This is a genomic window from Paenibacillus sp. FSL P4-0176 (assembly GCF_037975265.1).
Taxonomy (GTDB): Bacteria; Bacillota; Bacilli; order Paenibacillales; family Paenibacillaceae; genus Paenibacillus; species Paenibacillus amylolyticus.
In genome coordinates this window covers 7231007-7245332 of sequence record NZ_CP150242.1, presented here as the reverse complement: position 1 = coordinate 7245332, position 14326 = coordinate 7231007, and the positions used below count along the sequence as shown (strand labels likewise).

The 14326-nt window shown below is 48.0% G+C and carries 11 protein-coding genes; 10 read left to right on the top strand and 1 reads right to left on the bottom strand.

All coding sequences use genetic code 11. The features are described from left to right. Nucleotides 1–432 precede the first annotated feature (432 nt). From MKY95_RS32925 to MKY95_RS32885, 9 genes are all read left to right on the top strand, one after another. Nucleotides 433–1719: an adenylosuccinate synthase gene (locus MKY95_RS32925; protein WP_036611919.1), complete on the top strand. Its 1287-nt coding sequence runs from the start codon at nucleotides 433–435 to the stop codon at nucleotides 1717–1719. A 222-nt stretch (nucleotides 1720–1941) separates the two neighbouring features. Further along, on the top strand, nucleotides 1942–2709 hold the full coding sequence (locus tag MKY95_RS32920; RefSeq protein ID WP_036611916.1) for a hypothetical protein: 768 nt from the start codon (nucleotides 1942–1944) through the stop codon (nucleotides 2707–2709). A 289-nt stretch (nucleotides 2710–2998) separates the two neighbouring features. Further along, nucleotides 2999–3808 carry a class I SAM-dependent methyltransferase gene (locus MKY95_RS32915; protein ID WP_339196267.1) on the top strand — a complete coding sequence of 270 codons (810 nt, stop codon included), beginning with the start codon at nucleotides 2999–3001 and terminating at the stop codon, nucleotides 3806–3808. Nucleotides 3809–4293: 485 nt separating this feature from the next. Then, entirely contained in the window at nucleotides 4294–5826 is a 1533-nt protein-coding gene (locus tag MKY95_RS32910) for a peptidoglycan DD-metalloendopeptidase family protein (protein WP_339196265.1), read from the top strand. Nucleotides 5827–6073: 247 nt separating this feature from the next. After that, nucleotides 6074–6796 carry a response regulator YycF gene (gene yycF / locus MKY95_RS32905; protein WP_017691453.1) on the top strand — a complete coding sequence of 241 codons (723 nt, stop codon included), beginning with the start codon at nucleotides 6074–6076 and terminating at the stop codon, nucleotides 6794–6796. Further along, complete coding sequence (gene walK, locus MKY95_RS32900) at nucleotides 6796–8646, top strand: cell wall metabolism sensor histidine kinase WalK (RefSeq protein WP_036671863.1); 1851 nt, start codon at nucleotides 6796–6798, stop codon at nucleotides 8644–8646. The genes yycF and walK overlap by 1 nt, the downstream gene beginning before the upstream one ends. Then, nucleotides 8630–9910, top strand: coding sequence for a two-component system activity regulator YycH (gene yycH / locus MKY95_RS32895; RefSeq protein ID WP_076320180.1), 1281 nt, complete (start codon nucleotides 8630–8632; stop codon nucleotides 9908–9910). The genes walK and yycH overlap by 17 nt, the downstream gene beginning before the upstream one ends. Before the next feature lie 404 nt (nucleotides 9911–10314). Beyond that, nucleotides 10315–11058 (top strand): two-component system regulatory protein YycI, encoded by a 744-nt coding sequence (gene yycI, locus MKY95_RS32890; protein WP_036612041.1) that lies wholly within the window; start codon nucleotides 10315–10317, stop codon nucleotides 11056–11058. 6 nt (nucleotides 11059–11064) lie between these two features. Further along, nucleotides 11065–11871 carry an MBL fold metallo-hydrolase gene (locus MKY95_RS32885; protein WP_036671861.1) on the top strand — a complete coding sequence of 269 codons (807 nt, stop codon included), beginning with the start codon at nucleotides 11065–11067 and terminating at the stop codon, nucleotides 11869–11871. Here the strand turns inward: MKY95_RS32885 and MKY95_RS32880 are convergent. Then, nucleotides 11840–12052 carry a hypothetical protein gene (locus MKY95_RS32880; protein WP_036611899.1) on the bottom strand — a complete coding sequence of 71 codons (213 nt, stop codon included), beginning with the start codon at nucleotides 12050–12052 and terminating at the stop codon, nucleotides 11840–11842. The genes MKY95_RS32885 and MKY95_RS32880 overlap by 32 nt on opposite strands. Before the next feature lie 715 nt (nucleotides 12053–12767). Between MKY95_RS32880 and MKY95_RS32875 the strand changes: the two genes are divergently transcribed. After that, entirely contained in the window at nucleotides 12768–14045 is a 1278-nt protein-coding gene (locus MKY95_RS32875) for a trypsin-like peptidase domain-containing protein (protein WP_133386399.1), read from the top strand. The last annotated feature ends 281 nt before the right edge of the window (nucleotides 14046–14326 follow it).

Here is a 14326-nt window from a genome sequence, read left to right as displayed (position 1 = left end):
AAGGCTTCGATCAAGAAGCCAGAATCGTCTGTCCCGAAGATCAACCATTAGAGCAACTGAACTCAAACATGTGTGATAAATACCAGATATAGATTCATATTGAAATGGGTATCCTTGAACCGGTGATAGCAGTCAAGCAAGCTTGGACTGAAGTCTCCGGTTTTTTGTGTTGAAATAATGGGTAAATCCCGAACATTACGGTTGTACTATATCTAATTGTTCGCCATTTGATTTGACTTTGAAAAAGGGTACTGGTACACTAATACTGCTGCGTTAAAGCAGCGCAAACCTTCCCTTGAATGTAACGGAAGGACATTTTTACTGTCCGTTAGCACGCTTCTCAGTCGGTTTATTGCGTAACATGCCTGCCGGGATAGAGGACGGACAGACCAATACAAAGGTGCGCAAGGCACCCACGGAGGAATGTTAACTATGTCAACGGTAGTTGTAGTGGGAACGCAATGGGGAGACGAAGGAAAAGGTAAAATCACGGATTATTTGGCGGAGAGCGCTGATGTGGTGGCTCGTTATCAAGGTGGTAACAATGCGGGTCATACAATTCTGATTGATAACAAAAAATATAAACTGACGATGATTCCATCAGGGATTTTCTACACGGATAAAGCGTGTGTGATTGGTAACGGAATGGTTATCAACCCGAAGGCACTCATCGAAGAAATTAACTATATTCATGACAATGATTTCACAACGAAGAACCTGTCCATCAGTGAGCGTGCACATATCATCCTGCCATATCACATGGTACTGGATGCACTCGAAGAAGAGAGCAAAGGTCCGAACAAAATCGGTACAACTGGCAAAGGAATTGGCCCATGTTACATGGACAAATCAGCCCGTATTGGTATTCGGATGGTTGACCTGCTGGATGCTGAAGATTTCGAACTGAAACTGCGTCATCTGGTCAAAGAAAAGAACCGCGTCATCGAGCAAGTTTACGGCGGCCAGCCTGTTGATGTTGAAGAGATTCTGCAAGATTACCTCGGATATGCTGAAATTCTGCGTCCTTACGTACGTGATACATCCGTTGTTCTGAACGAATATATTGATGAGGACAAAAAGGTATTGTTTGAAGGCGCACAAGGCGTTATGTTGGACCTTGATCAAGGAACTTATCCATTTGTTACATCATCCAATCCGTCCGCAGGTGGCGTATGTATCGGTTCTGGCGTAGGCCCGGCTCGTATTCAGCAAGTCATTGGGGTAGCGAAAGCTTACACAACCCGTGTAGGAGATGGCCCATTCCCTACGGAATTGTATGATGCAATCGGTGACCAAATCCGTGAGACTGGACATGAGTACGGTACGGTAACTGGACGTCCACGTCGTGTAGGTTGGTTCGATAGTGTTGTTGTTCGCCACGCGCGTCGTGTCAGTGGAATCACAGGTCTGTCCCTGAACTCTCTGGACGTAATGACAGGTCTGGAAACTGTGAAAATCTGCACAGGATACAAATTCCGTGGCGAGGTCATCACACACTATCCGGCAAGCCTCAAAATGCTGGCAGAATGTGAAGCGGTATACGAAGAGATGCCAGGCTGGAGCGAAGATATCACTGGAGCTAAGAAACTTGAAGACCTGCCAGTGAACACACAGAATTATGTAAAACGTGTTTCTGAACTGACAGGCATTCCAATTGCCATCTTCTCTGTTGGTCGTAACCGTGAGCAAACGAATCAAGTTCTTCCAATCTACGAGTAATCGAAGAAATAGAGAGATTGTTTCTTGAATTATAAAATAGAATCCTCTGCCGACTTAGGCATGTTAAGCCTCCAGTTGTTGCTTTTATAGCGATGACTGGAGGTTTTTTGTATGTTTATCGGATATAATCCCGAGATTTCCGTCAATACTGGTTAACAGTAGAGTCACAGACCCCGACATGCGCATGTTAGACGGGTGGGATAATCGGAGGGAGAGAACGGAATGAAGTTGCTTGTGTGGTTTGTTAAAATCGTGCTGACCGTGGTGATGGTCAGTTCATTAACACTGCTCACGACCGGATTAATTGTACAGTCATATGCGAAGTCGCTACTTGCGAGTTTCAATATTCAGTGGGAAGGTCAACCCATGGGGTTAACCGCCATGTTCCAAGGTGCCTTGGGCGGTAAAACCAGCGAGGGGAACAAATCAGGAAATGGGACGACAGATCAGCCGACAGGAGCGGACGAAGAGCAGGTTCCGGAAGATGCTGTTTCAGTTATGGGGAATGGGACGGAGAGCGGTCAATCTGGGGTAGATGCAGGCAATAATGCGTCCCAAGGAAGTGGCTCAAACGAGGGCACAGGGGAAGGTTCAGGTACAGATACGACCGTAGGATCAAACTCAGGCACAAGTGCAGGCAATAGGACGGATACGGGCACGGGTAATGACTCAGGAACAGATCAGGGTAGTGGTTCAGCTTCAGGCAATGGAACCGGAGCGGCCAGCGGCGGTGCTTCTTCAGGCAATGATGCCATTGTTGTATCACCGGATGACATTACAGGAGCGAAGGACAAGCTGCCAGCAGAGGAGAAAGAAAAAATCTTCAGTCTGCTCATGAACAAGCTGCCGCAGAAAGAGATGCAGCAGATCTCAGGTGCCATGGAAGGTGGCCTAACGGAACAGGAATTACGTGAGATTGAACAGGTGATCTCGAAGTACCTGACCAGTGAAGAGTACGACAACCTGATGGAAGTACTGCAAACAGAATAGGATGATAGGCAGGCAGGGAAGACAGGCGTGCTCATAGACGTATCGCCTGATTCATAATGTAATGGACTTGTCGAGGATGATTGAATATAATTTATTTAAATAAATTCTGGAAATGCCTATAGGAGGGAAAAGTGTATGAAATATAAAGGTAAAGAACACAACATATAAAAACGTTCAGGCAACATTGCAGAAACCTCCAGTCCAATTCGTGGACCTCCGTTCATAGGTGCTTTCAAGAGAAACGATGGACTTGTGTTTACGAATACACTAATTGGAGGTTGTATTGACCATGAACTTATATCATTCTAATTCAGAACCATCAGTAAAAGAGTTTGCCGAGGCGGCGAAAGAGCGATACGAGCAAGGGCTGCAAGAGGCGGACCAGCCGTTTAGTGGCTGGGATTTTAGCTATGTAACAGGGAGTGAGCGACTTCAGAGCGGAATGTTGCCTTGGTCCTATGGAACTATGGCGCGCCGATTGATGAATCAGACAGAGCGAATGCTCGACATGGGGACGGGTGGAGGAGAAATGCTGTCCAGACTCCTTCCGCTTCCTCCATACACATGTGCGACCGAAGGTTATCTTCCGAATATACCGATTGCAGAGGAACGTTTACAGCCGTTAGGTGTGAAGGTGCTTCCGGTGACTGATGATTCGCAACTTCCTTTCGCAAATGGGGAATTTGATCTGATTCTTAATCGGCATGAGTCGTATGATGAGCAGGAAGTTAGGCGGATTCTATCCGAAGGGGGACTGTTTCTAACTCAACAGGTAGGTTGGTCAGATTGCAGGGAGATCAATGATCGGCTCGGCATTCCTATGCCCGTGGATTACGCTGGATGGGAGCTGGATAGAGCTGTTCTTCAGCTGGAACAGTGTGGATTCCGTATTCTGGAGCAACGGGAAGCAACTCCCACGCAGCGTTTCTATGATATAGGGGCACTGGTATATTATCTAAAGACCATCCCGTGGCAAGTACCTGATTTCAAGGTAGAGCAGTTCCGTGAGCCGTTAATGGATATTCATATAGAGATGGAGCACAATGGATTCTGGGAAGTACAGCAAAAGCGATTTGTAATTCTTGCAGTCAAAGAATAGAGACATAAAAGTTAATTTCTATTGTGGCATGAGATGAAATCCAGTTTAAGATAAACCACAAACAGGTTGTTTACGTAATCCCTTATCAGAGTTGATCTGGTGAGGGATTTCATATGTATTTTTATGAAAAATAAAGCATATTTCACTGGGTCTTAGTACCTAGTCTTAATTTGCGAAGAAAAGTACATAGTACAGCGGATGTTGAGGCATAATGGGTGATGGAACAGCCATACTATCTTATGGATAATTCAGGGAAACCAAGCGGGGCGTGGCTTTGCGGTGTGACGTGTAGAGTTGAAATGAGTGTAAAACCTGTGTTAAAGTATACGGGTGTGATAAAAGGTTAAAATTTTGACACTTTTGAGAGCGCAGCTAAAGTCCGATTTTGCGGACAACCAATACAAGTATCAACGAGCATGGGACAGACACGATGGGTGATGTCTTGACAGAAATGCGAACTGAGAAGTGCTGAAAAGGAGAGAATCATGAAAGGTTTCAGAGGCATACGCCAACCGGGCAAAGACCGGGTACACGAACAATCCGGGGAACACCGGACGGCCGAAGACAAAAACAACATGAGCATGTCCACCTTCAGTGTGAATAAGAAGCGCGTTCTGGCCTCGCGCAAATGGATCATTACAGCAGCATGTGGTGTATTCATCGCAGCATCGCTTGGGTTCGCAGGCAAACAATATGTTACTGCAAACACCGTACCGTACTATAAAGTAATGGTTAAAGGTAGCGAGATTGGTACCATTGCAGATGAGGCACAATTACAACAACTATTTACAGACAAAACTGAGGAATATCAACATAAATATCCGGATGCAGAGATGGTGCTGAACACGGATGGCATCACAACCGAAACGGTAAGAGCGTACAAACCTGAAGTGAACAGTGACGAGACGCTGGACAAACTGGGTGACATGCTGACAGCCTACGCCAAAGGTGTGGAGCTTAAGGTAGATGGTGAAGTCATTGGTATTGTGAAGGATCAGGCAACAGCTGATGCAATCCTGGAACAAGTGCAGAGCAAATACATATCGGCATCGGCTGTGCGAAGTTCGCTGAAGACGAAGTCGGTATCGGCTAACTCCCCGAAGAAAGACGAGGGACCAAGCACAACCCTGAAGTCGGTAGGCATCAAGGAAGATGTAGCGACAGATGTGGTGAAGGCTGATCCAAACAAAATATGGGATGTGTCCGAGGCGGTTAAAGCTTTAACCGTTGGTAAAGACGCGCCTGTAACTTATGTGGTTCGTGAAGGAGATACAATCTCTTCGATCGCTGCAAAGTATGAAATAACACAAAGCGAGATTCGCCAGCATAATCCGGGCATCAAGGAAACGTCGCTTCAAATCGGAGACGAACTGACCTTGACCGTTCCGAAACCGGCGGTAACCGTTAAATCGGTTGAGCAGGTTGTTGAACAGATTGAGATCAAACCGCAAGTGGAAGTGCGCAAAAGTGACGAGTTGAAAGCAGGTACAACAAAAGTCGTGCGCCCAGGACAAAGCGGCTTGAAAAGCATGCAGTACCGTATAACCAAAGAAAATGGTGAAGTGGTTCAGGAAGAGTGGCTTGGTCAGGAAGTGATTAAAGCAGCTGTAACTGAAGTAGTCCTTAGCGGAACAAAAGTTGTTGGTGAGGGCACAGGTGAATTTGCTTGGCCGGTATCAAATGCAACGATGAGTAGCAGCTTTGGACAACGTTGGGGTCGCCAGCACAAAGGTGTCGATCTGGTAGGTAATCGCGATGTGAAAGCGTCTGATGAGGGTGTAATTACTTTTGCAGGACAGAAAAGCGGTTATGGTAATGTCATCATTATTAACCACCGTAACGGATACGAAACACTGTATGGACATTTGAACAGCATTGGCGTTAAGGTTGGACAAGTGGTTGAAAAAGGCGAGAGTATCGGCGTTATGGGCAACACGGGTCGTTCGACTGGAACACATCTGCATTTTGAGATTATTAAGAATGGAACGGTAGAAAATCCGTTAACGTATTTGAACTAATATAGAGCTTAAGTGGAGCAAGGTTGGCTATAATGCTGGCCTTGTTTTTTGCTGCTGTAAAAAATTTTCAGATGAAAGACCTTCCAACCCTCCGATCGGGATGTGACGGTGCTTCAGGTATGTTAAACTAGAGAGTATAAACAACAAACTAGAGAAACAAATCAAGTAGGCTTGGTACAAGCTAAACATAGAAGAGAGATATAAACGCTAACGCGGATTAAGCAGGATATAGGGGTGAACTTAGCCGATGCAGGGGAAGATTTTGGTGGTGGACGATGAACAGCCCATCGCGGACATTCTGAAGTTTAATTTGGAAAAAGAGGGTTACGAGGTCATCTGTGCATTTGATGGCATTCGTGCGGTTGAATTGGCGTTATCCGAGAAACCGGACCTGATGCTGCTGGATCTGATGCTCCCGGGCAAGGACGGTATGGATGTCTGTCGCGAGGTGCGCGCTCATCTGGAGATGCCAATCATTATGCTTACCGCCAAAGATGGCGAGATCGACAAGGTGCTCGGACTGGAATTGGGTGCGGATGATTACGTGACGAAGCCATTCAGTACGCGTGAGTTGCTTGCACGGGTGAAGGCACAGATGCGCAGACGGCAAAAGCTTGCGATTACGGCAGAAGCGCACGAAGACGAAGAGAAGCAGGTCATGCGGCTATTTGATCTGGCGTTTGATATGGACATGTATACGGCTTATAAAGGCGGAGAACCGCTTGATCTGACCCACCGTGAATACGAACTTCTCTATTATATGGCGAAGCATTCCGGCAAGGTTATGACACGGGAACATCTGCTGCAAGCGGTATGGGGATATGAATATTTCGGTGATGTACGTACCGTGGATGTCACGATCCGTCGTTTGCGTGAGAAGATTGAGGAGAATCCGAGCAAACCGGAAACGATTCTGACTCGCCGCGGGCTCGGTTATCTCGTGCGCAGTGCCAAAAGCGTGGGGATATAATGGGCCGATTCGCGCGATTTTCGTTCTTCCGAACGATTCAGGCGAAATTGATAATTATCTATGTACTGCTGATTCTGATTGCGATGCAATTGATCGGGGTTTATTTTGTGAGCGCGATGAAGAACTCACTAACGAGCAACTTTACGGAAGACTTGCAGGCGCGTGCGGAGATGCTGTCGGTTCTCGTGGGGGAGACGATGGCTGGTGGAGAAGCAGAGGCTGGCGAGGACAAAACGGAAAATCTGCGTGTGCTGGTGAACAACCTGTTCAACATTAACGGTGCCGAGATTCAGGTGCTGGATGCCAGCGGCAAGGTACTCACGACCTCGCTAAGTTCACATTCGGATTATGTGGGGCGAAAAAACACCCAGACCGTCGTCAGCCGTGCGCTGCAAGGCATTCGGGATAATGAGGAATATATTGTGGACGAGGATAATGTTCGCAAAAAAGTTGTCGCCAAGCCGGTGCTGTCTGGCGGCAAGATCATTGGCGCGGTCTACATCGCGGCGTCCATGAACGAGCTGTATTCCACGATGGAGGGAATCAACAAAATTTTTATCTCCGGCATTCTGATTGCCTTGGTGTTAACGGCGGTGCTTGGCGTGATCCTGTCCCATACGATTACGCAGCCGATTAAGGAAGTGACCCGGAGAGCGACAGCGGTCGCAGAAGGTAACTTTGATCAGCAGACACCTGTATTTGGCACGGATGAGATTGGTCAGCTCAGTCGGGCTTTTAACTATATGACCAGCAGGCTTCGGGATGCACTTTCACTGAATGAAGAGGAGAAGGAGAAGTTGACTTCCATTCTGACGAATATGAGTGATGGTGTGGTTGCTACGGATGAGTACGGTAAAGTCATTCTCGTAAACCGTCGTGCCAGCAGCATTCTGGGTATGCATCCTGCGGATATTGAAGGAAGACACTTCGCTATATTACTCGGCATTGATCCGGAGGATGCGGAAGCCCTCGCGAGTGGTTTCACAGGTTCAACTTTGCTGCAGATTGCACCCGCAGGACAAGAAGAGCCTGTGGTCATTCGGATGACGTTCACACCGGTTCATCGACGTGAACGGGGAATCACGGGAACCATTGCCGTACTTCAGGATGTTACCGAGCAGGAAGAGCTTGAAGCATCCCGGCGTGAATTTGTGGCCAATGTATCCCATGAACTGCGTACACCACTGACGACGATCAAGAGTTACGCGGAAGCGCTGGATGACGGGGCATTGGAAGATCCGCAGCTTGCCGGTCGTTTCGTTGGTGTTATTCAGAACGAGACGGAACGAATGATACGACTGGTTACGGATCTGCTGCATCTATCGCGGCTGGATTCCAAGGAAGCTTTACTGCGCAAGCAGCCAACCGATATTCTGGAAATGCTGGAGGAAGTGACGGATCGATTCTCGTTCCAGATGCATCAGAAGGATATTCAGCCTGTGCTGTCTGTGGAGAATGATATTCCGGCTGTTCCGCTGGATCGCGACCAGATTGATCAGGTGCTGGATAATGTCGTGTCCAATGCGCTGAAATATACATTGGAAGGCGGCACCATTACAATTGCGGCTAGACGCAGTGATGAACACGCACTTGCCATCTCGGTATCGGATACCGGAATGGGTATCCCACAGCGCGATTTGGATCGCATTTTTGAGCGGTTTTATCGGGTGGACAAGGCTCGTTCCCGCAGTATGGGAGGCACAGGGCTAGGACTGTCCATTGCCCGGGAAATTGTGAAGGCACATGATGGTAGCATCTCTCTGGAGTCTGAAGTAGATGTGGGAACGACAGTAACGTTCACACTGCCGATGCGTGAGAAAGGGGGTGAGCACCGTGAAGGAACGGATTAAATCCTTGGTGCTTGCTGCCCTTGTTGTAGCCAGTCTGGTTCAGAGTTATTTTCTGATCTACCGTTTGCCCGGAGGCGGGGATTCCATTGTGACGTCAGAAACGAATTATGTGAAGACGGAAAATATGGGTCAGGAACGGAATATTGAAGAATTGATCTTCCCTGATCAGATGATTATTCATCTGGGTGAGGATAAACATACGGTGTTTTACCCTGGCAATACGTTCTATCAGTTGATCTATTCACGGTTACAGGGGCGGGCGTTCGATGATTTTCAGCGCCGGAGTGTGCAATCGGTGAACTGGGATCAGATTCGCAAGGAGAACCCTGGGTTTGAGCTATCGTTCAAAGAAGGTATTCCCGTAGCATTGTTACAGCGGGTGATGAGGCTTGGGACGGATTCCTTGTTCCAAGGGGAGACCATTAACCGAATTTCGATCTATACGTCCAAAAATGAAACGAAGGCCCATGCGCTGTTCTTCAGCGCCAAGGGAGACGTGGTATACGAAGCAACGCAGGCGGACCTGACAGTACAAGACGTGCAACAGCATGTTGACTTCGGTACGAACTGGACGCCATATACGCTGATGGCTGGCGGGTATTATATCCCGGCCCAAGCTCTGGAGACGATTGAGGCAGATGTGCCGACAGGGCAATTCACGGTTGAGCAAATGCAGCGTAGTCTGTTTTTCGATCCAAGCATGACCCGGAATATCCGGGAAAAAGATGGATCGGAGATCTACACGGATAGTAAACGTAGTCTGCAGGTAAAACAGGAACAGCGCTGGATCAGTTATACCGATCCGGCGGCACCGCCTGCGGGACAGATTGATCCTGCGAAGGATGCGTTGTCTGCGGTTGATTTTGTGAATCAGCATGGTGGCTGGAAAGGCCGTTCGCGCATGATGCTGGAGACCGCCGACAGCAAGACGCAGCTTGAATTCCAACAGTATTATGGTAGCTATCCGATTATGGATTCCATGCAGTTCCGCTTTGGCACGATCAGTATGGAGATGCAGCAGGAGACGGTATCCAGCTATGAGCGATCACTGGAATACCTGAACGAAGGTGCAGAGACGAAGAAATCGGTAAAGTTGCCTGGCGGAGACAAGCTGAAGGCTCTTATTAAAAAGGTAGCAGGTGAGAATCGCCAGGTGGTGGATGTCTACCCGGCGTATCGTCCTTCTTCAATTGAGGACGGACTAAAGCTGATTCCGGTATGGGTGATCCGCTTTGGAAATGGTGAAGAGACTACCGTATCTTGATAGGTTGTAGTCTTTGAACCAAAGAGTAGCTGCACTTTATCACTACGCGTGCAGAATAACTTTCGATTGATAGGTGTGAGCTCCCCAAGGGAGTTTATACTTTCCCTTGGGCAGAGGGCAAATGGCTAACGAATCTGACACGCCTTAAATGCCGAATTAGCCTAGAACGCAAAATCTAACGAACCTCAGCGACGTTATTCGGGCAGAAAATGAGTGAAAACCGATGGAAAGCCTATAAATGAAAGAAATAACTTCTCTCAGATTCGTTAGATTACAAATTTGCGGAAAATGAAGCATATAAGGCGTGTGGAGTTCGTTAGCCAGCAGCGCTAACGTTAATAGAGATTAATTTTCCAAGAGTGTTTGAAAGTATTTCAGCCAGTTAACTGAGGGAGGTGAACGTTTTGGATTGGGGACGGGCGAAAAATGTGTTGATCTATGCCTTTCTGCTGCTCAATCTGGTGCTGGGATACCAGATCTGGATGGATGCGCGGGAGACGGCCGGAGCCAATCTGGACTTCACCTCACTGGCAGATAATACACAGCAGGCGATGGAAGAGAAGGGCATTCAGGTGCTGGCTCCGATTCCAAATGAAACGCCAAAGCTACCAAAGTTGTCCTATGAGTTCATTGAAGAGGATAAGGCTGGCGTGGATATGGAGCTGGAACAGCCTGTAGATAGCAAGTTGATCTTCTCGCAGAGTGAGCTGGAAGATGCATTAGAGCGTGAGATTCCACAGATCGGGACATACCGGCTGGATCAGCTGATGGCCGAGGATGGGGCATTTGTGCTTCACCCACTGGTCGATGGCAAATGGCCGCTCTTCAATGTGAGTCTGGAGTTATTCTACAGCGACCAGAAAATAACGGGTTACCGTCAAACTCCAGTGCGGATTACAACCGCAGAGGAGAGCGATCAGCAGGTGCTTCCGGCGTCGAAGGCGCTGGGAACGCTGATCGAGAACTTTTTGCCAAATGATGCAATTGTCAAAGATATTCAGCTGGGCTATTACGGCCAGTTGTTCAATTCAGATATACAGGTAGCGATGCCGGCATGGCGGTTCGTGCTGGAAAGTGGCGAAGTGTTGTACGTGCAGGGCATCAGTGGGGATGTATTCAGTCCCAAGACAGACAAACCAGGGGAGTAATGCGTTATGGGGATATATTTTACCGTGTTATCCAGCGGTTCGACAGGTAATGCCACAGTCATACAGCATGGGGGTACCTCTCTCATGATTGACGCGGGTCTTAGTGCGAAGCGATTGGATGCACTGTTTCAGGAAAGGGAGATTTCTGGGGCAGAATTGGACGGGATTCTGGTTACACATGAACATTCCGATCACATTAAAGGACTAGGCGCGATGTCTCGGAAATATAATTTACCAATCTACGCGAATCTGAATACGTGGGCGGCACTGGAGAAGTCGGTTGGGGCGATTCCAGAGGAAAACCGGAGGGTATTTGAGACGGGTGAAAAGCATGATTTTGGGTCACTGCGCGTGGAATCCTTCGGGATCTCGCATGATGCGGCTGAGCCGGTAGGGTACACATTCGATGATGGTACGGAGAAGTTGTCTGTTGCAACCGATCTTGGGTACATGAGCGACAAGGTTCGCGATGCCATCTCTGATTCTGACGTGCTGGTGCTGGAGGCGAATCATGATGTCGAATTGCTGCGTATGGGGCGTTATCCGTGGAACACCAAGCGCCGGATTTTGAGCGACATTGGGCATTTGTCGAACGAAGCAGCAGGCGCAGCGCTTAGTGAACTGATGAATGGACGTATCAAGCGCACGTATCTGGCACATCTTAGCCGAGATCATAATATGATGGACTTGGCGAAAATGTCGGTGCGCGACGCGATGGAGAGCCGTGGATGCTTTTATAGAGACCATGAGTTCAAACTCTGTGATACGTATTATGACCGTCCTACGCCATGGGATAGGGTGGGTGAGCCATAAAGCTGTCCAGTTCGGCGGCTTTGCGCTCAACTTCCTCGCGGGTTAGGATGCCTTTATCAATAAGTAGTTCAATGATGGTGCTGAGTGCAAGGGTATTGCGATAGTGTTCTTCCTTGAGATCGGCCAGCTTGGCCGCCATATGAACTTCATCCATGGCTGTGAGTGTACGTGTGCGATCCATATATATCCTCCTCTATGAAGCTTCGAATTGTCTTTTACTATTATTGTAGTCAGGCTTGATGGAAAACATTCCTCTTTTTGCCGCTAACATTTGTGTGATGAGACGTGTATGCTGAACCTGTGACTATGCAGGGGTGAAAAAGTTCTTCAAATTTGCCAAAATGGCGCTTAGCGGACCGGATTTTGTGGTGATAGATACTATGGACCTTTATTGTTAAGCGCGTTATAGCGGAAATTTGCTTTAATTTTCGTAAATATGCAACTTTTTGTGATTTGACGTGTTTAGTATATGAGGAGCATTGTGATTTTGGCTGTTTTGCGTGTGAAATGGCATGTCATAGAATGCGAGAGCATGATTGATAGAGTCACTGACAGAATGGCGTGTCCGTTCTGTTGTACATAGACGCTGTATCTTGATTTGATGCCGGGATGCGGCGATATGCAAGACCATTTTATAAAAATGCAAAAAAGCATGGGAAACCGTTGGAGTCTTCACGTAACGAAGACGACAGAAGAAACCTGAAGAAACAGAGTGTTCGCCTTTAGGAACAAATTTTCACCTTGGAAGAGGGGATCAAAAAAATTTGTGAGTAACAGCGATCGGAAGGTTCGTCTGTTGGCGGAGTGGTGTATGTGAGAACTCCATCGTTGAACATGCGACAACTTAGGCGGCAGTCAGGGTCTTGATGCGTGACAACGAAGGGGAGAGGATCACGATGGGATTGTTTGGAGACGATTTTTATTCAACCAAAGTATCAAGACGCGCCGAACCTGAACAGAAAGGCAAACTTCAGATCATCCGCCCTGGAGGCAGGGCACGTGGACGTGACCGCTGGAGTAATCCGCGCAGATCGCGTACGGGAATCAGTTCCACAGTGAAGGTAGCTGTGATTAGCTCGGTGATCAGCTCCATCGTGACCGTCCTGCTGTTTAGCTTCATCACACAGCCCGCTTCGTTACCGCTGGCTAATGCTACAGGCAACGGTGGTGGAGGCGGTGCACAGACAGCGCAAGCAGCTGATCCATACGATCGGATTATCCAAGCAGCAGCACACGTTCGTCCTTCCGTGGTGAGCATTGTGAACCATAAAACGGGTAGCAGTCTATCGATGGAAGATTCGGCGCTGGGCTCAGGGGTCATTTTCAAAAAGGAAGATGGCAAGGCCTACATCATGACCAACCACCACGTCGTGGAGGGTGCGAGTGATCTGGAGATTGTGACCGTAGATGGGGAGACACATAAAGCGAAGCTGGTCGGTAAAGACCGTGTAAGTGACATTGCTGTACTATCCGCAGAAGATAAAGGGCTGGGTGCAGTCGCGGAAATTGGCGATTCCAGCAAACTTCAGCGCGGTCAAACGGTGCTGGCAATCGGGAATCCGCTCGGTCTGGGCGGTACGCTGACATCCGGTATTGTCAGTTACACGGATCGTATTCTACCGGTATCGATTAATCAGGATGGGGTGTACGACTGGGAACAAAATGTAATCCAGACGGATGCGGCGATTAATGAAGGTAATAGCGGGGGTGCTTTGGTCGATCTGAACGGCAAAGTGGTCGGCATCAACACGATGAAGATCTCGGATACGGGCGTTGAAGGTCTTGGCTTCGCGATTCCGATGAACGAAGTGATGAAAACGGTAGATTCCCTGCTACTGAACGGCAAAGTATCTCGTCCATACCTGGGCGTGTACACGGTAGATCTGAGCAACCCTTATGCACCACTGGATGACGAGCAGCGTAAGGATCTGAAGCTGCCATCTCATGTGGACAGCGGTGTGGTTGTGCTGGAAGCATCTGGTCCAGCATCCGAAGCCGGCATGAAGCTGAATGACGTCATTACGGAATTTGACGGGCAAAAAATTACCTCCACGCTGGATCTACGGAAATATCTGTACGATGAGAAGAAGATTGGGGATACGATTGAAGTGACCTTCTACCGGGATGGCAAAGTGGAGAAAGTATCGGTGAAGCTGACGGATAAACCGGAGTAAGGGGAGCCTAACGAGCCCATACTGTTGCACGGATTGAAATAGGGAATGCTAGAAGAGTGATCAGATTAACTGACCACTCTTTTTTAGTTATTATGAGTGGATGTGCTCGTTCGACAGTAAATGAGTAGATCAACCATTTTATATTCTCATGATCAGTTAGACCCGGAGCCAAAGGAGCAGATACATAAGACTAGGGCTGTGGTAAACTGTTGTCAATATGTTGGAGACGGTCGCTGATGCAATAACATCTGTTTGTCGATCATATTTTTATTTCAGAATGG